The sequence below is a fragment of the Parvularcula maris genome (assembly GCF_024505085.1).
GTDB lineage: Bacteria > Pseudomonadota > Alphaproteobacteria > Caulobacterales > Parvularculaceae > Parvularcula > Parvularcula maris.
Map to the genome: position 1 here is coordinate 50,857 of NZ_JANIBC010000008.1, position 20,893 is coordinate 71,749.

Annotated in this window: 18 protein-coding genes and 2 tRNA genes; 14 read left to right on the forward strand and 6 right to left on the reverse strand. The window is 64.6% G+C overall.

Annotated features, from left to right (window positions below):
- Positions 1 to 380: 380 nt before the first annotated feature.
- Positions 381 to 713, forward strand: a complete 333-nt coding sequence (locus NOG11_RS10405) for a DUF2794 domain-containing protein (RefSeq protein WP_256619693.1) — start codon at positions 381 to 383, stop codon at positions 711 to 713.
- A 75-nt stretch (positions 714 to 788) separates the two neighbouring features.
- Positions 789 to 1,205, forward strand: coding sequence for a hypothetical protein (locus NOG11_RS10410; protein WP_256619694.1), 417 nt, complete (start codon positions 789 to 791; stop codon positions 1,203 to 1,205).
- 265 nt (positions 1,206 to 1,470) lie between these two features.
- Here the strand turns inward: NOG11_RS10410 and NOG11_RS10415 are convergent, their stop codons facing one another.
- On the reverse strand, positions 1,471 to 3,021 hold the full coding sequence (locus tag NOG11_RS10415) for a serine hydrolase domain-containing protein (RefSeq protein ID WP_256619695.1): 1,551 nt from the start codon (positions 3,019 to 3,021) through the stop codon (positions 1,471 to 1,473).
- 273 nt (positions 3,022 to 3,294) lie between these two features.
- Positions 3,295 to 4,014, reverse strand: coding sequence for a Bax inhibitor-1/YccA family protein (locus NOG11_RS10420; protein ID WP_256619696.1), 720 nt, complete (start codon positions 4,012 to 4,014; stop codon positions 3,295 to 3,297).
- A 281-nt stretch (positions 4,015 to 4,295) separates the two neighbouring features.
- Between NOG11_RS10420 and NOG11_RS10425 the strand changes: the two genes are divergently transcribed.
- Positions 4,296 to 6,887 (forward strand): zinc-dependent metalloprotease, encoded by a 2,592-nt coding sequence (locus NOG11_RS10425; protein ID WP_256619697.1) that lies wholly within the window; start codon positions 4,296 to 4,298, stop codon positions 6,885 to 6,887.
- Positions 6,888 to 7,038: 151 nt separating this feature from the next.
- Here NOG11_RS10425 and NOG11_RS10430 read toward each other — a convergent pair whose 3' ends face one another.
- Positions 7,039 to 8,424: an RsmB/NOP family class I SAM-dependent RNA methyltransferase gene (locus NOG11_RS10430; RefSeq protein WP_256619698.1), complete on the reverse strand. Its 1,386-nt coding sequence runs from the start codon at positions 8,422 to 8,424 to the stop codon at positions 7,039 to 7,041.
- Here NOG11_RS10430 and NOG11_RS10435 point away from each other — a divergent pair.
- Positions 8,423 to 9,148 (forward strand): YbjN domain-containing protein, encoded by a 726-nt coding sequence (locus tag NOG11_RS10435; RefSeq protein ID WP_256619699.1) that lies wholly within the window; start codon positions 8,423 to 8,425, stop codon positions 9,146 to 9,148. The genes NOG11_RS10430 and NOG11_RS10435 overlap by 2 nt on opposite strands.
- Before the next feature lie 58 nt (positions 9,149 to 9,206).
- A tRNA-Arg gene (locus tag NOG11_RS10440) sits at positions 9,207 to 9,283 on the forward strand.
- A gap of 116 nt (positions 9,284 to 9,399) precedes the next feature.
- Here the strand turns inward: NOG11_RS10440 and NOG11_RS10445 are convergent.
- Positions 9,400 to 10,503, reverse strand: coding sequence for a Fic family protein (locus NOG11_RS10445; RefSeq protein WP_256619700.1), 1,104 nt, complete (start codon positions 10,501 to 10,503; stop codon positions 9,400 to 9,402).
- A gap of 321 nt (positions 10,504 to 10,824) precedes the next feature.
- Here NOG11_RS10445 and NOG11_RS10450 point away from each other — a divergent pair, with 321 nt between their 5' ends.
- Together NOG11_RS10450 and NOG11_RS10455 are read left to right on the forward strand one after the other, a co-directional pair.
- On the forward strand, positions 10,825 to 12,216 hold the full coding sequence (locus NOG11_RS10450) for a Mur ligase family protein (RefSeq protein WP_256619701.1): 1,392 nt from the start codon (positions 10,825 to 10,827) through the stop codon (positions 12,214 to 12,216).
- Positions 12,213 to 13,016: an LD-carboxypeptidase gene (locus NOG11_RS10455; RefSeq protein WP_256619702.1), complete on the forward strand. Its 804-nt coding sequence runs from the start codon at positions 12,213 to 12,215 to the stop codon at positions 13,014 to 13,016. The genes NOG11_RS10450 and NOG11_RS10455 overlap by 4 nt, the downstream gene beginning before the upstream one ends.
- On the opposite strand, the gene NOG11_RS10460 is transcribed toward NOG11_RS10455, so the two are convergent.
- Together NOG11_RS10460 and NOG11_RS10465 are read right to left on the reverse strand one after the other, a co-directional pair.
- A complete protein-coding gene (locus NOG11_RS10460) occupies positions 12,999 to 14,165 on the reverse strand; it encodes an aminotransferase class I/II-fold pyridoxal phosphate-dependent enzyme (RefSeq protein ID WP_370468266.1) in 1,167 nt (388 codons plus the stop codon). The two genes, NOG11_RS10455 and NOG11_RS10460, sit on opposite strands and share 18 nt — an antisense overlap.
- 361 nt (positions 14,166 to 14,526) lie before the next feature.
- Positions 14,527 to 14,613, reverse strand: a tRNA-Leu gene (locus tag NOG11_RS10465).
- A gap of 129 nt (positions 14,614 to 14,742) precedes the next feature.
- Between NOG11_RS10465 and NOG11_RS10470 the strand changes: the two genes are divergently transcribed.
- The 7 genes from NOG11_RS10470 to pheT all read left to right on the forward strand — a co-directional run bounded on the left by NOG11_RS10470 (position 14,743) and on the right by pheT (position 20,893).
- Entirely contained in the window at positions 14,743 to 15,708 is a 966-nt protein-coding gene (locus NOG11_RS10470) for a complex I NDUFA9 subunit family protein (protein ID WP_256619704.1), read from the forward strand.
- A gap of 114 nt (positions 15,709 to 15,822) precedes the next feature.
- The gene (gene rpmI / locus NOG11_RS10475; RefSeq protein WP_256619705.1) at positions 15,823 to 16,023 is read left to right on the forward strand and encodes a 50S ribosomal protein L35; all 201 of its coding nucleotides are present in this window, start codon (positions 15,823 to 15,825) and stop codon (positions 16,021 to 16,023) included.
- Positions 16,024 to 16,051: 28 nt separating this feature from the next.
- Positions 16,052 to 16,411, forward strand: a complete 360-nt coding sequence (gene rplT / locus NOG11_RS10480; RefSeq protein WP_256619707.1) for a 50S ribosomal protein L20 — start codon at positions 16,052 to 16,054, stop codon at positions 16,409 to 16,411.
- Between the two features lie 89 nt (positions 16,412 to 16,500).
- Complete coding sequence (locus NOG11_RS10485) at positions 16,501 to 16,992, forward strand: hypothetical protein (protein ID WP_256619708.1); 492 nt, start codon at positions 16,501 to 16,503, stop codon at positions 16,990 to 16,992.
- Positions 16,993 to 17,058: 66 nt separating this feature from the next.
- Positions 17,059 to 18,117, forward strand: a complete 1,059-nt coding sequence (gene pheS / locus NOG11_RS10490; protein ID WP_256619709.1) for a phenylalanine--tRNA ligase subunit alpha — start codon at positions 17,059 to 17,061, stop codon at positions 18,115 to 18,117.
- On the forward strand, positions 18,117 to 18,515 hold the full coding sequence (locus tag NOG11_RS10495) for an acyl-CoA thioesterase (RefSeq protein ID WP_256619711.1): 399 nt from the start codon (positions 18,117 to 18,119) through the stop codon (positions 18,513 to 18,515). The genes pheS and NOG11_RS10495 overlap by 1 nt, the downstream gene beginning before the upstream one ends.
- The gene (gene pheT, locus NOG11_RS10500) at positions 18,512 to 20,893 is read left to right on the forward strand and encodes a phenylalanine--tRNA ligase subunit beta (RefSeq protein ID WP_256619712.1); all 2,382 of its coding nucleotides are present in this window, start codon (positions 18,512 to 18,514) and stop codon (positions 20,891 to 20,893) included. The genes NOG11_RS10495 and pheT overlap by 4 nt, the downstream gene beginning before the upstream one ends.

Below are 20,893 nucleotides of genomic sequence, written 5' to 3' on the forward strand. Positions count from 1 at the left end.
TCGCAACTATCGAAGGCGCTTGTTGAAAGTCCCCCTCCGCCCTCCGGGCACCTCCCCCTGGAAGGGGGAGGAAAGCGCGGCGGCGATGCAGTCTTCCCAGCAAACCAACGGCGGAACGGGAAGGGCCGCGACCGCGGTCCCGGACCGGTCAGGTCCGCCCCATCGGAGGCGCCGCGCGCCGTGAGATAAATAAGCCAGACAGGAAGCCCGAGCCCACGGGGGGCTGGGGGGCGAGATGATCCGAAGGCCCGTACCCCCTGCCTGGCCTTCCTCCGGTCTGCGGGGCGAAGGGGGCGAGATTGCGGCGGGGGCTGGGCGTCTTCCGGGCATCGGGTGATCGCCCCTTGCGCGGGGCGCTCCGGCTCCTAAGCTCCAAGGTGATGAACGATCTTCGCATGAAGAACAGCGCCCGCGAGGCGGTGCATTTCGACCGGCGAGAGCTCGACCGGCTCCTCCAGCTCTACGGCTTCTTCGTCGCCAAGGGCGATTGGAAGGACTACGCCATTGACGGGCTTTCCGACCGGGCCGTGTTCTCGGTGTTCAGGCGGGCTGCCGAGGCGCCGCTCTACCGCATCGAGAAGCAGCCCAAGCTGCGCGGGCGGCAGGGCCAGTGGTCGGTGGTCTCCATGGCCGGGCAGATCCTCAAGCGCGGGCACGAGCTCGACCAGGTGCTGAGGGTCTTCGACGCCAAGCGGCTGAAGGTGGTGAGTTAGGCATCGAAGACACGGAATGCTGAGCCGGTTCTCTCTGTGGAGTGTTAGCTCCTGCGAACGGATACGGAGACCAGCATGGCCAACAAGATCAGCCTGAACGTGAGCGAGGAGGACGTGCGTGCCTTTGCGGTGATGCTCAAGCGCTACCACGCCAAGGAGATGATGACCGGGCAGAATGACGGCAGCAACGATACGGACATGATCGAGGACAATCTCGAGCTGTCCGACAAAGAGGGCGAGTTCTCCGACGCCCGCGGCCTCTATGGCGAGATGAACGCCAGCCAGCGCCTGGACCTTGCCGCCCTCACCTTGCTCGGCATGGACGAGGCGGACGATTTCGAAGGGGCCATGCAGATCGCTAAGGACCGCGGCGGCCCGGACCTCGACGCCTTCCGCGAGATGCCGCTCAGCCCCGACCTGATGCTGGAAGGGCTGGAGCGGGTGAGCCCCGACACGGGGACAGGCGTCGCCGAGGAGAGACCGGTTCAGTAGATCGTCCCCTCGGCTTTGGTCATCTCTTCATCGGGAGAGATCGGTATCTTCGATACCGAGTGAGGGCGTGTAGCGCGCAACGCTTTGTCCTCGGGATGTGGACCGGTGCCTAGAACGCCCTCACCCGAAGCCTGCTGGCGCAGCCTTCGACCTCTCCCTTGGGAGAGGTGGTCAGCGGTCAGACCTCCTAACCGAGATCCAGACTGAAACAGTACCGATCTTGACGGGACTGTCGTACCCCGTCCTTCGCACTCGAGGACAGAGGCTACGACCCGTCCCGTTCGCTGCGGTCGGAACTGGCGTCGCCGTAGTGGCCGACTAGCGCCGTCGCTTCTCCGTTCTCTGCCATCTCGAAGGCGAGGTGGAAGCCGGGGAAGCCTTCGAGGAGGAAGAGGTGCTCGCCTGCCGGGAGCAGTCGGAAGGCGGGTCTTTCCTCACGCTGATAGTAGAGGAAGCCCTCCTCGAACCAGACCCGCCTGGGGCCGTACTGCCCGGTATAGGGCGCGGCTTCCTCGGCGCTCATGGCGGCGGGTTCGGTGCTGAGGGCCTCGCCGAAGCGGTCGTACCAGGCGAGGGTCACCGCTAGGCGCTCGTTCGTGCCCCCCTCTTCCTCGTAGGATTGCCGGTATTTCGCCGCGGCCTCGCGGTAGTCGCCTGCGGCCTCGGCGACGATGCCCTGGCGCCAAGCCTTGAAGCCGGGTGCGTCGTAGTCCCTGAAACCGAGCCATGCGGAGATATCGCCAATATCGTGGCCGAGACCTTCGTAGAGCGCGTTGGCGATGCTGTGCCCGTGGCTCGAATTGGCAAAGTAGACGGCGCCGTCCCCGGTACCCGTTTCAAGGAAGGCGAAGGCCCGATAGGTGCCGTTGTCACCCCAGTGCCAGAGGGCCTGGCCGTCATCTTCGCTCATCGTGCCCCAGCCCAGCGCCCAGCCGAGATTGTCGGTGAGGGGCGCGTTTTCATCACTCCATTCGGTGGGCATCATGATCTGGGTTGAGAGCATCTCCCGGTGGGAGGCTTCGGACAGACCCTCGCCATTGAGAACGGCCAGCATGAAGCGGGCATAGTCGCCCGCCTCCGTATGAAGGCTCGATGCGGCGTTGCTGTAGGGCTCGCCGAGGGGCTGGGCCTCTCCGGCATCGTTGTGAGGGGCCACGATGAGCGGCGGATCATCGCCGTCGAAGAAGAAGCTGCTCTTGGTCATGCCCAGGGGCTCGAAGACCTCGCGCCGGGCTATCTCCTCCAGGCTCAGGCCCGTCAGCTCCGAGAGAACCTGCTGGAGGTAGACATAGCCCTCGCCCGAATAGCCCCAGCGCTGTCCGGGCGCGCGGTTGAACTCGAGCGGCGTGCCGCCCCAGTTCGGCAGACCCGACTGGTGGGACAGGAGGAGGCGCGGCGTCAGCTCCTCGGCATAGTCCTGATTGGCGAACCTCTCCGACGGCAGAATGGTGTGAAGGGGTGTGTCGAGGGTGAGAAGCTCCCGGTCCACGAGCCGCATGGTGATATAGGCCATGACGGGTTTGCTGAGCGAGGCGGCCTGGAAGAGGTGGTCCTCGGTCACCGGCTGGCCGGTTTCGGCGCTGACCACACCGAGCTGCTCGACGCGGACGACCTCGCCGCCCTCGATCACCGCCAGGGACAGGGCCGGAATGGCCGCCTCGGCGATCAGCTCTCCGGCGTCGAAAACCTCGACCGAGGATGCCTCGGCCTGTGGCGGCGATGTCTCACTGCCCCCTGACAGCTCCGAACATCCGGCAAGATGCAGCAACGCGGCGGCGAAGCTGGACGAGATCAAAAGCGTTCTAAAGTTGGTCATCCCTGCGGCCCTCCCTGAGCGTCGTTGCAGGTAAGAAGCGAAAGGCATCCCTGAAAGGGCGAATGGCAGCGAGCCGCTTCGAGGCTGTGCTCTGTTGCAACAGAGGCTGCCCCCTCCGTCCTCCGGACACCTCCCCCACCCGTGGTGGAGCTGCCGGGAGGCTGAAGGGGAGGGGGGCAGCACAAGAAGAGGCCGTCCCATAAATAGGCGTCGCCCAGCAAAAAGCCCCGGCGGTGAGGCCGGGGCTTTTGTCGTTGTCGCTGGCGGCAGCGCCTAGTCGCGCATGATGCCGAGCAGGTTCAGCACGTGGATGAACAGCGTGACGAAGCTGCCGTAGAGGGCGAAGGCGCCGAAGATGGCGGCCCGCTCGTTCTGCTCGGTCGCGCCATCGGCGTAGAGGTTCTTGATCATCTGCGTCTCATAGGCGGTGACCGCCGAGATGTAGAGGATCACGCCCGCCGAGATCAGGAAGCTGAGCCCCGAGGACTGGATGAAGAAGTTGGCCACGATCAGCACCAGGAAGCCGATGCCGGCCATGAACAGGAACTTCGCCATGGGGCTCAGATCCTTCTTGGTGGTGTAGCCGTAGAGCGACATCGCCATGAAGATCGAGGCGGCGATGAAGAAGGCCAGGGCCACATCCGCCGCGCCTTGCGGGCCGAGGGCGGTGGCGGCCACGAAGGGCCCGATCAGGACGCCCCAGAGCGCCACGTAGAGGGCGTAGGCGCCGAAGGCCATCTGGCGGCTGCCCGAGAAGATCACCTTGGGCGCGAACCAGCCCACGGCGAGAACGCCGATGAACGGGATGAAGCCGAGGCCCCCGACGGTGGCGATCCACTGGGGGTTCTGGATGAAGGCCAGCGCGATCAGCGCCGTGCCGGCGATGCCGAGGGCCATGTAGTTGTACACGCCCAGCATGTACTTGCGCAGGCCCTCATCATAGGCGAGCGCGCCCGTGCCTGCGCGCTGATGAAGACGGTTGGTCTCAGACATTCAGTTTCTCCTTGTCGGCACAGGGCCCCTGGCCCGCGCCCGTACATGCGTTGGAAGATGGGGGAACCCCGCCTCCTTCGCAAGCGGTCCCGGGCATCCTTGGCAGCCCCTTTAGCCGATTGCGGCGTTTCGGCCCGCGCTTTGCAGTGGAACCCTAAAAAATAGCGAAATCGTGAGCAGAGCGTTGCGCTCCCGGCTCAAACCGTTACGGTGTACTTAAACTCTAGGAAAGGCTGAGCCGGGGGCGGCGAGGCCGTAGGCGACGGGGAAGGGCAGGCAGGATGATCCGCACGATGAAGGGGCGCGCGCTGTTAGGCGCGGCCGTTACCGCATTCACGCTGGCTTCGGCCGCTCCTGCCATCGCGCAGGACAAGAAGAAGGGCGGCCTGCCGACCATCGCGGAGAAGACCGAGGGCTACGAGGTCACGGACGGCCTGTTCCCGATCTACCGCGACGCCAAGGACGGCTCGATCTATCTTGAGGTCTCCGAGGAGCAGCTCGGCGAGGAGTTCATCGCCTTCACCTATGTGGAGAACGGCTTCCTCGACGCGGGTGCGTTCAAGGGCTCCTACGCCGACAACCGGGTGATCCGCTTCGACAAGCATTTCGGCCAGCTCGAGCTGAACGAGGTCAACACCTCCTACTATTTCGACCCCGAGAGCCCCGTCGCCAGGGCCTCCGACGCCAACATCACGCCTTCGATCATCGGCACGCTCAAGATCATCGCCGAGACCAAGGGGGAGGGTGATGACGGCTCCCGCTACCTCATCTCCGGCGCGCCGCTCTTCAAGTCGGAGATGCTGACCCAGCTCAACCGGCCGAACCCGCTGGCGGGGCCCTTCCAGTTCAACCTGGGCGGCCTGTCCGGCAAGAAGACCAAGTACGATGTGGTGCGCGGCTACCCTGAGAACGTCGACGTCCGGGTGAACTACGTCTTCGACAACCCCATGCCCTTCAACCAGGGCTCCATGGCGGTGACCGACGCCCGCTCGACGCAGCTCACCGTGCAGCACTCGCTGATCGCGATGCCTGAGGAGGGTTTCACCCCCCGCTTCGACGACTACCGGGTGGGCTACTTCTTCGATCAGGTCACCGATCTGACGAGCTTCAGCACCACGCCCTACCGCGACGTCATCAACCGCTGGCGCCTGGTCAAGAAGGACCCCGAGGCGGAGCTCTCCGAGCCCGTCGAGCCGATCACCTTCTGGATCGAGAACACCACCCCCCACGAGTACCGCGAGGTGATCGCCGAGGCCGTGCTGGCCTGGAACGAGGCCTTCGAGAGCGCGGGCTTCAAGAACGCCGTCGCTGTCGAGGTCCAGCCGGACGACGCCGAGTGGGACGCCGGCGACATCCGCTACAACGTGCTTCGCTGGACATCCTCGCCGCGCCCGCCCTTCGGCGGCTACGGCCCGAGCTTCTCCAACCCCCGCACGGGCGAGATCCTCGGCGCGGACATCATGCTCGAGCTGAGCTACCTGATGGGCAGCACCTTCGAGACCGAGACCTTCGAGACGGCCGGGCTTCCCGCGCAGATCACCGAGAAGGTCGAGTTCGACGAGAAGGGCGCGATCATCCGCCCCGACGCCGACACCCATCACGACCGCCATCTCTGCCTCGCCGGCGCCGAGGCGCGCGCCAAGATCGAGTTCGGCATGACCGCGCTCCAGGTCATGGGCGAGGGCGAAGAGGAGATGAAGGAACTGGTGCGCCAGAGCCTCTCTAACCTCATCATGCACGAGGTCGGTCACACGCTGGGCCTCAACCACAACATGAAGGGCACCAACGTCTTCGGCCCGCGCGAGATTCACGACAAGGGCGTCACCAAGGGCGCGCCGTCGGGCTCGGTCATGGACTACCACGCCACTAATTTCGCGCCGCTGGGTATGGAGCAGGGCGACTACGACCACACCCGCCCCGGCAGCTACGACCACTGGGCGATCAGCTTCGGCTACGACCCCGACTTGGACGACGAGGCGGAGCGCGAGGCGCTGCTCGCCAAGTCGGGCGATCCGGCGCTGGCCTTCGGCAACGATGCCGACGACATGCGCAGCCCCTGGAACGGCATCGACCCGCGGGTGATGATCTTCGACCAGTCGTCGGACACGGTGACCTACTCCATCGACCGGCTGGAGCTGATCGACGACCTCCTCGGCCGCCTGATGGACGGTTACGGCGAAGCGGGTGACGAGGAGAGCTACCACAAGCTGTGGCGGCAGTATCTCAGCCTCACCGGCCAGGCGGGCCGCATGGGCGTGGTCCTCTCCAAGCAGCTCGGCGGCATCCACGTCGAGCGCACCGCGCCCGGCCAGGAGGACGCCAAGGTGCCCTACACGCCAGTCTCCCGCGAGAAGCAGAAGGCCGCGATGAACGCGCTGGCGGAGCACTTCTTCGCCGCCGACGCCTTCGACGCCTCCGAAGAGCTGATCCGGCACCTCCAGCCCCAGCGCCGCGGCTACAACTTCTTCTTCAACACCGAAGACCCCAAGCTGCACGAGCGGGCGCTGAGCGTTCAGATGGGCATCATCTCGCAGATCCTGAACCCGCAGGTCATGTCGCGCATGACCAACAGCGCGGTTTACGGCGGCAACTACTCCGCCGCCGAGGTGGTGCAGGACCTCAACGACGCCATCTTCGGCAACGATCTGATGGGGGTGACCAACACCTATCGCCGCAACCTTCAGATCGCCTACACCCAGCGCCTCGTGCGCATCGCCTACGGCCAGGGCTGGGACCCGGTGGCCCAAGGCGCGGCGCTCGCGGGCATCAACGACATCAAACAAAGGTTCGGCTTCGTCCCCGGCTTCCTCCTGCCGCTCGAGACCAGAGCGCACCGCGCGGCGCTGAAGTTCGAGCTTGGGTTCGCGGGGTAGGCTACTGACTGCGTCATCCCGGAAAGTGCGTAGCACTTATCCGGGACCCATGGCCTTGGGTGTCCGACAAGACTGACATGGTTTCCGTATTGAGCGATTAGTCCATGGATCCCGGATCAAGGCCGGGATGACGGAGGTTGGAGAGCAATTTCTACTTCTTCCTCAGCCTTGCGGCAAAAAACCCGTCCATGCCGCCCTCATCGTTCAGAAGGTGCGGCAGGCAGCGGATATCGCCCTGCTTGTTGATCACCGGCAGGCCGCCCACCTCGGACGGCTCCACCGGCACCCGTTCGAGATCGTCCCGGCGCGCCAAGAGCTTCTCCACCTGCTCCTCACCCTCCTCGGGCAGGAGCGAGCAGACGGCATAGACCAAGGTGCCCCCCGCCTCGGTGAGGTCGGCGGCCCTATCAAGCATCTTCGCCTGCAGGTCCTTGAGAAGCGGAAGCTGCTCCTCCCGCGAGGTCCAGAGAAGGTCCGGGTTGCGCCTGATCGTCCCCGTCGCCGAGCAGGGCGCGTCGAGCAGCACGAACTTGGCCGGACCGCTCGGCTTCCACTCGAGGAGGTTCTCCTGCACCACCGAGGCGGAGAAGCCGACGCGCTGAAGGTTCGCTTCCAGCCGCTTGAGGCGCCAGGCCGAGGTGTCCACCGCCGTCACCCAGGCGCCATCGGCCATGAGCTGCATGGTCTTCCCGCCCGGAGCCGCGCAGAGGTCGAAGGTCTTCGCGCCCTCGGTGGCTCCCAGGATCGCGGCGGGCAGGGTGGCAGCGACGTCCTGCACCCAGAACGCGCCCTCCTCATAGCCCGGAATGCCCGGCACCAGGCGGGAGGCCGTGCGCAGGGTCCTGACGCCGATCCGCTTCGCCTCGATCTCTTCGCCGAGAACCAGCTCCGCCGAAGGGTCTTTGAGGCTGAGGTCCAGCGGCGCCTCGTCCCGGTGGGCGAGGACGATCTTCTCTGCCGTCTTGGTGCCGTGAGCCTTGGCGAGGCGACGCCACAGCCAGCCCGGCGCGTCCTGGCGGATGGGCAGCTTCTCCAGCCGCTCCTTGCCGTCCTCGCTCATGGCGCGGGCGACCGCGTTGACGAGGTTCTTGTAGCCCCTTGTCGTGTCGCGCAGCTTGGCGATCTCCACCGCGCAGAAGACCGCCGCATGGGGGTCCACATCCATCACGCAGAGCTGCGCCGCGGTCACCCGGAAGAGGTCGCGGAGCAGGGTCTGCTTGGGCTTAAGGGGGATCTTCAGGTAGCTCTCGAACACCTCGTCGAGGGCGCCGCGCCGCCTGAGCGTCGTGGAGGCGAGGGCACGGGCGAAGCTGCGGTCGGCACCCTCCAGCGCTTGAAAGCTCTTACAGGTCTCCACCGCCTCGTTCAGGGTCAGCCCGCGCGTGGTCATGTGGATCAGCGCCAGCGCCGCGTCGCGGGCGGGAACGCCCTGGGGCGGGGGTTTGGGTTTTCGGCCCTTCTTCTCGTCGCCCTCGCCACGTTTACGAGCGCCGGACTCTTCGCTACGCTTAGGTGGTTTTTGGCGGGACTGTTCCATGGTGCGGTATCTCTTGCTGGCGGCGGCGGCGCTTCTCATCGGTACGGGCGCGCAGGCCGAGGAAAAAGCGGCGTCTCGCACGCCTGCGAAAATCCGCAACCCCTCCGCCCCCCTGGCCAGCCTCAACGCCGAGGAGCTGGTGCCGATCCTCTCCCAGATGGACCTCGACTATGAGGGGGTGACCCTGCCTCGGGGCGACAAGGCGCTTCTGGTGCGCTCGCCCGAGGGGCACCGGTTCCAGATCACCCCGCTCTCCTGCGACAAGGAGGGGCGCTGCCGAGGCGTGCACTTCGTCACCCTGTTCGAGACCGGTGCCGACCGGCGCACCGTGGCGGCCTTCAACGAGCGCTACGCCTTCGTCTCCGCCGGGGTCAGCCGCGACGACATCGCTTATCTCACCCGCTACGAGATCGCCGATTACGGCATGCCCGCCGGCAATTTCGCGACCAGCATCGACGTGTTCCTCAAGACCGCCGAGCTCTTCGCCGAGCACCTTAGCGACAGCCCGAGGGGCCTGAAGCAGGCCCCCGACGGCTCGGACCTCGCGGCCCACTCCCTCAACCGCCAGGGCCTCGCCCGCGCCATTCCGGTGGCGGTGAAGGGCGGCATCGCCCCGCCGCACAGCCACGCCGTCGCCTTCGAGGAGACCCTCGACATCGTCGAGACCTATGTGAGGGCCGAGGCCGTCTATCCCGGCCGCATCGTCAACGAGCTCGGTCAGTAGGCAGGCCCGTCAAACCCCTTGCCAACCCCGCCCCCCCGCTGCCATAGGGTAGGACCACGCACCCATAGCTCAGCTGGATAGAGCGCTGCCCTCCGAAGGCAGAGGTCAAAGGTTCGAATCCTTTTGGGTGCGCCAATTGCCTAAGTTGTTGAAATCATTCAGAAGTTATTTTCGGTTCCAGCTGGCCCCATGCTAAGCTACTGAATTCAAATAATATTTGCTTCCAAATCGGCTTAGGCATGACGATTCGCCTACTGATCGAGGTTGAGGTAGTAGCGCGTCGCCTTTCGCTCGCCTTCACGTCGGAGAGCGCCCTTTTGGACAAGATCACTCAGGTCACGCGTGGTGGTGGCCGTGGTGGTGCCTGTGATCGTGATGTAGTTCTTGGCGCTCAACCCGCCTTTGAACCCGCTAGGTCCTTCAGCAAACATTCGTAGAAGGACTTTCTCTTGGCGCGGGTTGAGCTGACCTCGCAGACGATCAAGCAGCTTCGTTTTTGAGACCAAGAATTCAATATGTTGGAGACTGGTTTGCTGTGCCTCCAAGACCCGATCAGCAAACCATGCGACCCATCGGCTCACATCGAGATCATGGTTCGTGAGCTGAAGTTCCCGGTAATAGTCTTTCTGATGTTCGAGCAAGGTCCCTGCGAGTGACGTGACCACCGGCTCTGTCCGACCCTGCGCAAGAGCTTTCTCTGAGATGGCTCGCCCTAGTCGTCCATTCCCATCTTCAAAGGGGTGAATGCTCTCGAACCACAGATGCGCAAGCGCAGCGCGCTTGATCGTAGGAAGGCTATTGGGTCCATCGGGGCATGTCTCATTGAACCACTTCAGGAACGTCTTCATTTCTCTAGGTACAGCCGTTGAGGGCGGTGCTTCGAAATGCACCTTGGGGGCATAAGAAGGACCTGAGATGATTTGCATCGGCTCTTGGCTTTTCCGATATCTGCCAAGCGCTATATCAGACCGCCCCTGGAACATGGTCTCGTGCCAATGAAACAGCTTCTGGTCGGTGAGAGGCGCTTCAATGGAGCGGAAGAGGTCGACCATCATCTCTGCGATACCAGCTTCAGCAGGACGATGAGAGCTCTTAGATGCTTTCAGACCCAGCGCTCGTTGAATCGAAGATTGAACGCTCTCGCGATCCAGCGTTTCGCCCTCGATGCTCGAAGTATCGAGGGCTTCCATACTCATCAATGAAACGGTGATCGTCTCTTGATCGCCAGGGCTGAGGTGTTTGGCCGTCCCGATGATGACGCCAGCATTCTCTAGAAACTGACGTTCTTGGCTGCTGATATCTGCTTTCGGTGCCGAAAAGTTCGGCCAATCATCGAGTTCCCAATTCCACTTCATGATCGATAAACTATCATCTTATCGATCAAAAATCAACATATTTATGATTGATACGGAGGTGCCTTATCCATCATCGCTCAGAATCTAAAAGCTTTAGGTCAGCTAGGACATGCCTCCAAAGCCTCATATCACTCCAAATTTGGTTCCAGGTTTCTGGTCTAATCCGCGCCACTTTTTCGCTCACGGTGCGTGGCGCCTCCGACGGGGCGGCCTGACTGGCCGGGACACGGTCGTGTCCTTTGAAGCTGCCAGCCGTTAAGCCTCGCGCAAAGGCTAGGCGCCATGCTTAGCTGTTTGCATCCCCAGCCCACGGAGTGACCCATGGCGGAGCCTCGCTACTTTTTCTGCGGTATCGGCGGCAGCGGCATGCTGCCTCTGGCGCGGTTTCTTCATGCGCGGGGGGCGGTGGTGGAGGGGTCCGACCGGGCGGTGGATCAGGGGCGGGCCGATGGGCTCCGCACCAAGCTTAAGGGCCTTGGCATCACCGTCCATCCCCAGGACGGCTCGGGCATCACCGGGGGCGAAGTGCTCGTGACCTCCTCGGCGGTGGAGGCGACCATTCCGGATGTGGCGGCGGCCGTCGAGAAAGGCTCCAGGCGGATGATCCGGGCCGAGCTTCTCGCCTCCCTCGCCAACAGCGCGGAGGTGAGCTGCGGGGTCGCGGGCACGTCGGGTAAGTCGACCACCACGGCCATGCTGGCGCATATCCTGGCCGAGATCGGCGCCGACCCGGCGGTGGTCAACGGCGCGCCCATGCTGAACATCGAGGACATGGACGGCAGCCCCGCGGCATTCCGCGAGGGAGATGGCCCCTTCGTCTGCGAGGTGGACGAGAGCGACGGCTCCATCGCTCTCTACAACCCCTCCGTGGGCGTTCTTCTCAACGTCTCCGAAGACCACAAGCCCATGCCCGAGCTGATGAAGCTCTTCGGCGGCTATGCCGAGCGGGCGGGGAAGGTGGTTTTGGGCGTCGGCAGCGATCCGGTCAGGACCATCGCGAAGGAGCTGCCTACGGACAAAGTCGTCACGGTCGGGCAGGAAGCCGATGCCGATCTCTCGGCCGCTGGCGTCGAAGCCAGCACCGATGGGCTGCGCGGCATGCTGAAGGACCGGGGCGGCGGCTACGAAGCCGAGCTGTTTCTGCCGCTGATGGGCCGGTTCAACATCGACAACGCGCTGGCGGCGCTGGCGGCCGCGCAGCTTCTCGGCGCGGAGATCGAGCGGTCGGTGGATGCGCTCCGCACATTCAAGGGCAGCGCCAGGCGCCTTCAGCGCATCGGCACCGGGGGAGGGGTCACGGTGATCGACGACTTCGCCCACAACCCCGAAAAGATCGCCGGGTCCCTCGGTGCGCTGACCGCTGCTTCGGACCGCATCCATGTCTACTACCAGCCGCACGGCTACGGCCCCCTGCGCAGCGGTCTCGATCTGTGGGAGAACGCCTTCGCCAGCGGTTTGCGCCAAGGCGATCACCTGTTCATCAGTAAGCCTGCCTATTTCGGCGGAACGGTCGAAACCCACGACCATGCCGAAAGGCTCGTAGCTGCCCTCGAAAAGAGAGGCCTCAACGCGCACTATACGGAGGAGCGAAGCGCTTTCGCCGATCATGTTGAGAAGGCGGAGGAGGGCGACCTGGTCGTCGTCATGGGCGCGAGGGACGACAGCCTCACGACCTTCGCTCACGACCTCCTCGCGAAGCTGGCCCAACGATGACCCACATCAGGGTCGTGGCTCCTAGCCGGATGCTGCCTAGAGAGGCGGCGGAACGGGCTGCGGAACTCGCCGCCGGGGTGTCGGGCGTCACCCTCCGGTTCGACGATCAGTGCTTTTTAAGCGAGGGTCACTTCGCCGGAAGCGATCAGGAGCGCGCAGCGGCCTTCATCCGCGCGGCGAACGATCCGGAGGTCGATGCGGTGTGGTTCGCCCGCGGCGGCTACGGCGCCTGCCGCATCCTGACCCCCGTTCTGGAAGGTCTGGAAGAGAGTGCACGGAGCAAGACCTATCTCGGCTACTCCGATGGGGGCTACCTGCTGGGCGCGCTCGGCGCCGCGGGTTTTGGCAAATGCGTGCACGGCCCGATGGTCGCCGACCTTCTCCGAGAGGGCGGGGAGGAGGCGGTCGGCCGTGTGCTGTCCTTCTTCGCGGGTGACAGCCAGGAGCGACCGGTAGCCTACGCCTTCAACCTGGCGGTGCTGAGCTCGCTCGTGGCGACCGATCACTGTCCGGACTTCGCAGGCGAGGCGGTGATGATCGAGGAGGTGGGCGAGCACCTCTACGCCATCGACCGTATGCTGTTCACCGTCTTCGCCAGCGGCGCCCTGCGCGGCGCGTCGGGGGTGATGCTGGGAAGGGTGAGCGAGGTGCCGGAGAACGACATCGCGTTCGGCGAGGAGCCTGAAGCGATCCTTCACCGCTGGTGCCGCCGCTACGGCGTGCCCTATCTGGGCAGTGCGCCCATCGGCCACGATGCGGACAACGAGCTGATCGCTTTTCCCTCAGTGCCCAGCGTATAGGCGGGCGAGCCTCAGCCCCACCTCGCGCATGACGGGCTCGTCCTTGACCAGGGCGACCCGCACATGGCCGTCACCGCCGCTGCCGAAGCCGATGCCGGGGCTGACGACGATGCCTTCGGTCTGAAGGGCACGGTCGGCAAAGCCGAGGCTGCCGCCTTCCTCGCCTTTCGGAATGGGCAGCCACTGGAACATGGTGGCGGGGGTGGGTTCGATGGAAACGCCCGCCTCGGCGAACCCCTCGGCCAGCGCGTCGCGCCTCTTGCGATAGGTCTCGCGCAGGGGCGGGCAGCTCTCATCGAAGCGCCTGAGCGCCTCGGTGGCTGCCCGCTTGAGGGGTTCGAACGTGCCGTAGTCGAGATAGGATTTGACCTTGGCGACGGCGGCAACGACCTCCGCTTGGCCGCATAGAAAGCCTATGCGCCAGCCTGCCATGGAGAAGGTCTTGGAGACCGAGGTGATCTCCACCGCCGTGTCGATCGCCCCCGGCACCTCGAAGATCGAGGGCGGCGGGTCGCCATAGTAGAGCTCGCCGTAAGCGAGGTCGGAGATGATCAGCAAACCGCGCTTCTTCGCGAGCGCGACGGCTTCGCGGTAGAAGTCGAGGCTCGCTATTCTAGTCGTCGGGTTGCCGGGATAGTTGAGAACCCAGGCGATAGGGGCCGGGCTTTTCGCAGCGGCTTCGTCCACGGCGCGTAGCTGCGCCTTATCCGGCGTGTCCGGAATATCCGTGATCGTCCCGCCCGCCATTAGGAAACCGTAGCGGTGAATGGGGTAGGAGGGGTTCGGCACCAGCGCCCTGTCCCCTGGGGAGCAGATCGTCCGCGCCAGGGTGGCGAAGCCCTCCTTCGAGCCGATCGTCTGCAGAACTTGCGTCCTGGGGTCGAGCGTCACGCCGAAGCGGCGCTGATAGTAGTCGGCCTGGGCCTGTCTCAGCTCCGGCGAGCCGTCGGTGAAGGCGTAGCCGTGGCTGGCCTCTTCTGCTGAGGCGGCGCGGAGGGTCTCGAGCGCATGGGCGGGGGGCGGCAGGTCCGGGTTGCCAAGGCCTAGGTCCAAGACGTCCCGCCCCTCGGCCACCATTACCGCCTTCCGCGCAGCCAGGTCTGCGAAGAGATAGGGCGGCAGACCTTCAAGGGCGGGGAAGCGGAACATGGGTTTGGGCTCTGGCTGAGGGCGGATGGTGCAACGCAACATGCCCATCATGCCAAAGCAAGGTTACGGAGCGATTTCGAGGGATGTTTCGGTGAGGCGGAGTATATCGGAGATCGTGGGAGCCATCTCCTGAAGCTTACCCTAGGTGGACCGTCGGGAGTTGGGTCCCTCGGTCAAGCCGTGGGAAGCGTTAGAAGGAGGGCGGAGCACCTCTGTTGTAGACCCTTCGAAGCACGACGGCGAAACGGGAAGAACCGCGACCGCGGTTCCGGGCCGGTCAGGCCCGCCCCCATCGGAGGCGCTACGCGCCGTGAGATCAAAAATCTCCCACAAAAAAGCCCGCCAAAGGCGGGCGCTTTTGTGGTGCCCAGGAGAGGACTCGAACCTCCACGTCCATACGGACACCAGCACCTGAAGCTGGCGCGTCTACCAATTCCGCCACCTGGGCAGGTGGAAGCGGCGCTCTAGCCTCCCGGTTTTAGCGGCGTCAAGAAGGATCATGTGCCCCCTCGCCAAAAGTGCCCCGATGCCCTATCGGCGCGGCTCGGATGGCTGCGCTTAACGAAGAGGGTTCCCCATGAGCAAGCTGGTGACGGTGTTCGGTGCTTCGGGCTTTGTTGGGCGGCATGTGGTGCGGGAGCTTGCCAGGCGCAGCTACCGGGTGCGGGCGGCGGTCAGGCGTCCTCACCAGGCGGTGTTCCTGCAGCCCATGGGCGCGGTGGGGCAGGTGCAGCTCTTCCAGTCCAATATCCGCTACAGGTCCTCGGTCGAAGACGCGCTGCACGGCGCCGATGCCTGCGTGAACCTGGTCGGCATCCTGGCCGAGACCGGCAAGCAGAAGTTCGGCAGCGTCCAGGCCGGCGGCGCGCGCCATGTGGGCGAGGTCTGCGCGGCGAACGGCATTGCCAACCTCGTCCATGTCTCGGCCATCGGCGCCGATCCCGACAGCGACAGCGACTACGCCCGCACCAAGGCGGAGGGCGAGAAGGCGATCCTGGATGCGGTGCCCGGCGCCACCATCGTCCGCCCGTCGATCGTGTTCGGCAAGCAGGACGACTTCTTCAACCGCTTCGCCGGGATGACGAGGCTCGCCCCAGCGCTTCCCCTCATCGGAGGCGGCAAGACCAAGTTCCAGCCGGTCTATGTGGACGATGTGGCCGACGCGGTGGCGAGGCTGGTTGCTGGAGAGGCCCCCACCGGCGGCATCTATGAGCTCGGCGGGCCGGAGGTGCTGACCTTCAAAGAGTGTTTGCAGCTCATGCTGAAGATCATCGGCCGGAAGCGTGCCTTGGTGCCGCTGCCCTTCTTTGCGGCCTCTATGATGGGCCGGGCAGGGGACATCGCGGCGAAGCTCCCTATCGTCCAGTCGCCGATCACCGAGGACCAGGTGAAGCTCCTCAAGCGCGACAATGTCGTCTCGAGCCAAGGGGTGAAGACCTTCGCCGATCTCGGCATCACGCCGGACACGCTGGACGCGGTGCTGCCCACCTATCTCTTCCGCTACAGAAGCCACGGCCAGTTCTCGCCGGAAGTGCCCGTCTAGGACCGATCCGCTCTTGCGCGGGCGGCGGTTTTCTGTCATCCGCGCCCCTTCGCGCTGCCTGGCACAACGGCATGGCCTCGGCGGCGCATGAACTGACCCCAAGAGGAGACGAACATGCCCAAGATGAAGACCAAGTCGGGCGCCAAGAAGCGCTTCAAGGTCACCGGCACCGGCAAGATCATGGCAGGCAGCACTGGTAAGCGCCACGGCATGATCAAGCGCACCAACAAGCAGATCCGCCAGAAGCGCGGCATGGAACCGATGGCGGAGTGCGATCAGCGCATCGTCAAGAAGTACATGCCCTACGCGCGCTGAGCCGCACCTAATTAAGAGGATCTGACACATGGCACGAGTTAAAGGCGGCGCCGCCTCCCACGCCCGTCACCGCAAGGTCATCAAGGCCGCCAAAGGCTATTACGGCCGTAGAAAGAACACCTTCCGCATTGCCAACCAGGCGGTGGAGAAGGCCGGCCAGTACGCCTATAGAGACCGCAAGAACCGTAAGCGCGAGTTCAGGAAGCTCTGGATCCAGCGCATCAACGCTGCGGCGCGCCTCCACGGCATGACCTACTCGACCTTCATCAACGGCCTCGCGAAAGCCGGCATCGAGGTCGACCGCAAGATGCTCGCCGACATCGCCGCCCGCGAGCCGCAGGCGTTCGAGGCGATTGCGAACCAGGCGAAAGAAGCACTTGCTGCGTAAGCGCTCACGCTTCTGCTGAGAGTTTGGCCCGTCGAGCTTCGGTTCGGCGGGTTTTTCTTTTAGGCTTCCAACACTAAGAGGAGAAATCAATGCGTTCGATCTGTCTCGGAGTTGTCGCGGCTGTAGGTCTAGCGAGCTGTGCCTCGAGGTCGGCACCAAGCCAGGATCCGGCTGTCATTGCTCCCGAAGTTTTGGACCTACCACTCATCGAGGGCGCGTTTATTCCCGACGACTGCCAGTTTCCGTCTAGTGATGAGATCGAGGAAACGTTCATCGGATGCGTAGCGATGCCGCTTGAGGTCCTTAATCAACGCCAAGAACCGTTCGAGTGGGACTACGTTGCCAAGCTAGGTGAAGCGGGCTGGAGTTTTGAGGGCGGCGCTGCGAACGTGCTGACTGTCAGAAGAGAGATCTCGGGCACCTCGTGCTTCAATCGCCTCCACCTAATCGGTTGGATTCTTGGCGACGAGAAAGAGATAGACAAATACGGAACGATGGAAGAACCGACGATGGACTGGAGCAAAGTCACCGCTCAGGTTCTATGGTTCGCCATGGACCCCGAACCCACCTGCGATTCTTAGCTCCCCATTGATCCCCGGCCCCCGCGCTGGCAGAGGGCGCGGACGCTATTTCGTTCCCGGTGCTGCATGACCCTAGAAGCCGACATTGCCGCCCTCGAGGCGGACCTCACCTCTCAGATCGACGCCGCCTCGGACGAGCGCTCGCTGGAGGATATCCGTGTGGCAGCCCTCGGCAAAAAGGGCGTCGTCTCGGAGAAGATGAAGACCCTGGGCCGCATGAGCCCGGAGGAGCGCCAGGTCGCAGGCCCCGCCCTGAACGGCCTCAAGACCCGGATCGCCGACGCCATCGGTGCGCGCAAAACGGTGCTCGAAGAAGCGGCGCTGAACGAGCGTCTGGAGGCCGAGCGGGTCGATGTGACCCTGCCGGTGAGCACGGGTCCCCGCGGGCGCCTCCACCCCCTGACCAAGACCTTCGACGAGATCGCCGAGATCTTCGCCGCCATGGGGTTCGAGGTGAGGGAAGGCCCGGATATCGAGGACGACTTCCACAACTTCACCGCCCTCAACTTTCCGCCCGAGCACCCCGCGCGGGAGATGCACGACACATTCTTCTTTCCGCCTAAGGAGGACGGCGAGAAGATGGTCTTACGGACTCACACCTCGCCTGTGCAGGTCCGTACCATGATGAACGAGAAGCCGCCCATCAGGATCATCGCGCCTGGCCGCACCTTCCGCTGCGACAGTGACCAGACCCACACGCCGATGTTCCACCAGGTCGAGGGCCTCGTCATCGACCGCGAGACCCATATGGGCCACCTCAAGGGCACGCTCGAGGCCTTCTGCCGCGAGTTCTTCGGCGTGAAGACGCTGGAGACCCGCTTCCGCCCCCACTTCTTTCCGTTCACGGAGCCTTCCGCCGAGATGGACGTGAAGTACGAGCGCGACGGCGCGGTGGTGAAGATCGGCCAGGGCGAGGCTTGGATGGAGATCCTGGGCTGCGGCATGGTGCACCCCAACGTGCTCAAGGCCTGTGGCCTCGACCCGGACGAGTACCAAGGCTTCGCCTTCGGCATGGGCGTCGACCGCCTGGCCATGCTGAAATACGGCATCCCGGACCTTCGCCAGTTCTTCGCGGCCGATCAGCGCTGGATCGAGCACTACGGCTTCGCGCCCACGGAGGTCTGATGGCTGACGATCAGAAGCCCGAGGGCGAGCTCGTCGTCCGTGTGCAGCCCATGCCCGCCGACCTCAACTCGGCAGGCGATGTTTTCGGAGGCTGGGTGATGAGCCAGATGGACCTCGGCTCCTCGGTCATCGCCGTGCGCCGGGCAGGGGGCGGCAGGGTCGCCACCGTTGCCGTGGACGCCATGCACTTCGTCAGGCCCGTCAAGGTCGGCGACCTCTTCAACTGCTACGGCCGGATCGTCCGTGAGGGACGCACCTCGGTCACGGTCCGGGTGGAGGCCTGGGTCGAGCGTCAGGGGACGTTCGACCTCGAAAAGGTCACCCAGGCCGATTTCATCTTCGTCGCCCTTGATGCCGAGGGCAGACCCACCCCCCTCCCTGCGGAGAGTTCGGAATGAAGTTCACCCTTTCCTGGCTGAAAGACCATCTTGATACGGACGCTACCCTCGACCAGATCGTCGAGACGATGATCAAGGTCGGCCTTGAGGTCGAAGGGGTCACGGACCCCGCCGAAGCGCTCGCGCCGATCACCGTCGGTTGTGTGAAGCACGCTGAGCAGCATCCCGATGCCGACCGGCTGCGCGTCTGCCGCGTCGACACCAAGGACGGCGAGCAGCAGATCGTCTGCGGTGCCCCCAACGCCCGCGAGGGGATCAAGGTCGCTTACGCCCCCGTCGGGGCCTACATCGCGGGGCTCGACACCACGCTGACGAAGGCCAAGATCCGCGGCGTCGAGAGCCTCGGCATGATGTGCTCCTCCCGCGAACTGGAGCTCGGCGACGACCATGACGGCATCATGGAGCTGCCCAGCGACGCCGAGGTCGGCACCCCCTTGGCCGAAGTGGTGGGTCCCCTCGATCCGGTCATCGACTTCGAGGTGACCCCCAACCGTCCCGACACGAACGGCGTGCGCGCCATTGCCCGTGACCTAGCCGCCGCAGGGCTCGGCACGCTGAGACCGCTGGAAGTGCCAGAAGTCGACGCCGCTTTCGAGCAGCCGATCACCGTCGAGACCGATGCTCCCGAGGCATGCCCCGCCTTCGGCGCTCTGGTCATCCGCAGGGTGAAGAACGGCCCCTCGCCGGACTGGCTGCAGGACCGCCTGCGTGCAGTGGGCCTTAGGCCCATCAATATGCTGGTCGATGTTACGAACTACCTCTCCTACGATGCGGCTCGACCGCTCCATGTCTACGACCTTGCTAAGATAAACGGCGCCATCCGTGCTCGCACAGGCAGGACCGGCGAGAGCTTCGAGGCGCTCAACGACAAGGAATACGCGGTCGACGAGACCATGTGCGTCATCGCCGACGATAGTCGCGTCCTCGGCCTCGGCGGCATCATGGGCGGGGTGTCCTCGGGCTGCGACGAGGGCACCACGGACGTTCTCATCGAGAGCGCCTATTTCGACCCCCTCACCATTGCCAAGACGGGACGCAAGCTGTCCCTGACCTCGGACGCCCGCTACCGCTTCGAGCGCGGCATCGACCCGGCCAGCATCGAGGATGGTCTCAAGCGTGCGGCAGCATTGATCCTAGAGCATTGCGGCGGCGGAGCCTCGTCCATTACCGTCACAGGCACCCCGCCTGTGGAGGAGAAGACCGTGGACTATCCGGCCACGGAAGTCCTTCGCCTGACCGGCATGGATGTTTCGGAGACAAGGCAGGAGGAGATCCTCACCGCCCTGGGCTTCGGCGTCACCCGCGGCGGCACCTGGCAGGTGGACGTCCCCACTTGGCGCCCCGATGTGGAAGGCAAGGCCGACATCGCCGAGGAAGTCGCCCGCATCCACGGCCTTGACCATCTGCCCACCGAGCTTCTGCCGAACCTCTCGGACGCTCCGCGCCGCAACCCGTCCGTTGCGGAGATTCGCAGCCACGCTGCCCGCGAAGTGCTGGCGGCGCAGGGCCTTCTAGAGGCGGTCACCTGGGCGTTCACGGACGAAGAGGGCGCAGCCCATTTCGCCGACCAGCCGGACGAGCTGAAGCTCCTCAACCCGATCAGCTCCGACCTCTCAGTCATGCGTCCCGGCCCGCTGCCGAACCTGCTGCTGGCCGCCTCGCGCAACCATGCGAGGGGCGCGGAGAGCGTGCGCCTCTTCGAGGTGGGCGGTGCGTACACGAACGTGACGCCCAAGGGCCAGCGTAGTGTGGCTACGGGTGTCCTCTCCGGCACGCTGCCCCGCAACTGGCAGGGTACTGAGGAAGCGCCGGGCGTGTTCGACGCGAAGGCCATGGCACTCAGCGTTCTCGAAGCCATCGGCGCGCCCACGGCCAAGCTGATGACCTTTGCCGAGGCGCCACGCGGGTACCATCCGGGCCGCTCGGGCGAGCTGCGTCTCGGCCCCAAGACAACGCTGGCCCGTTTCGGCGAGCTGCACCCCAGTGTCGCCAAGGCGTTCGACCTCCCATCGCCGGTCGCCATCTTCGAGGTCGAGCTCGACGCCGTGCCGCAGCCGAAGAAGGCAGGCGCCACCAAACCGGCCCTTGATGCCTCTGAGCTGATGCCGGTGCGCCGCGACTTCGCCTTCCTCTATCCGAAGGACAAACCGGCCCTCGACCTGCTCCGCGCGGTGGAGGGGGCCGACAAGAAACTCATCGACGAGGTGCGCCTCTTCGACGTCTATGAGGGCAAGGGCGTACCCGAAGATCAGCGCTCCCTGGCCATCGAAGTCGTCCTGCAACCCCGCGAAAAAACGTTGGAAGACAAGGACATCGAGACGGTCTCCGAAAAGATCGTCGCTGCCGCGGGTAAGCAAGGCGGCACCTTGCGCAGCTAG

What these genes read in the sequence shown, in the direction of transcription:
- NOG11_RS10455 (WP_256619702.1), top strand. Translation starts at nt 12,213, where the DNA reads ATGACCCACATCAGGGTCGTGGCTCCTAGCCGGATGCTGCCTAGAGAG.
- rpmI (WP_256619705.1), top strand. Translation starts at nt 15,823, where the DNA reads ATGCCCAAGATGAAGACCAAGTCGGGCGCCAAGAAGCGCTTCAAGGTC.
- NOG11_RS10445 (WP_256619700.1), bottom strand. Translation starts at nt 10,503, where the DNA reads ATGAAGTGGAATTGGGAACTCGATGATTGGCCGAACTTTTCGGCACCG.
- pheT (WP_256619712.1), top strand. Translation starts at nt 18,512, where the DNA reads ATGAAGTTCACCCTTTCCTGGCTGAAAGACCATCTTGATACGGACGCT.
- rplT (WP_256619707.1), top strand. Translation starts at nt 16,052, where the DNA reads ATGGCACGAGTTAAAGGCGGCGCCGCCTCCCACGCCCGTCACCGCAAG.
- NOG11_RS10405 (WP_256619693.1), top strand. Translation starts at nt 381, where the DNA reads ATGAACGATCTTCGCATGAAGAACAGCGCCCGCGAGGCGGTGCATTTC.
- NOG11_RS10415 (WP_256619695.1), bottom strand. Translation starts at nt 3,021, where the DNA reads ATGACCAACTTTAGAACGCTTTTGATCTCGTCCAGCTTCGCCGCCGCG.
- NOG11_RS10425 (WP_256619697.1), top strand. Translation starts at nt 4,296, where the DNA reads ATGATCCGCACGATGAAGGGGCGCGCGCTGTTAGGCGCGGCCGTTACC.
- NOG11_RS10450 (WP_256619701.1), top strand. Translation starts at nt 10,825, where the DNA reads ATGGCGGAGCCTCGCTACTTTTTCTGCGGTATCGGCGGCAGCGGCATG.
- NOG11_RS10410 (WP_256619694.1), top strand. Translation starts at nt 789, where the DNA reads ATGGCCAACAAGATCAGCCTGAACGTGAGCGAGGAGGACGTGCGTGCC.
- pheS (WP_256619709.1), top strand. Translation starts at nt 17,059, where the DNA reads ATGACCCTAGAAGCCGACATTGCCGCCCTCGAGGCGGACCTCACCTCT.
- NOG11_RS10495 (WP_256619711.1), top strand. Translation starts at nt 18,117, where the DNA reads ATGGCTGACGATCAGAAGCCCGAGGGCGAGCTCGTCGTCCGTGTGCAG.
- NOG11_RS10430 (WP_256619698.1), bottom strand. Translation starts at nt 8,424, where the DNA reads ATGGAACAGTCCCGCCAAAAACCACCTAAGCGTAGCGAAGAGTCCGGC.
- NOG11_RS10460 (WP_370468266.1), bottom strand. Translation starts at nt 14,165, where the DNA reads ATGTTCCGCTTCCCCGCCCTTGAAGGTCTGCCGCCCTATCTCTTCGCA.
- NOG11_RS10420 (WP_256619696.1), bottom strand. Translation starts at nt 4,014, where the DNA reads ATGTCTGAGACCAACCGTCTTCATCAGCGCGCAGGCACGGGCGCGCTC.
- NOG11_RS10485 (WP_256619708.1), top strand. Translation starts at nt 16,501, where the DNA reads ATGCGTTCGATCTGTCTCGGAGTTGTCGCGGCTGTAGGTCTAGCGAGC.
- NOG11_RS10470 (WP_256619704.1), top strand. Translation starts at nt 14,743, where the DNA reads ATGAGCAAGCTGGTGACGGTGTTCGGTGCTTCGGGCTTTGTTGGGCGG.
- NOG11_RS10435 (WP_256619699.1), top strand. Translation starts at nt 8,423, where the DNA reads ATGGTGCGGTATCTCTTGCTGGCGGCGGCGGCGCTTCTCATCGGTACG.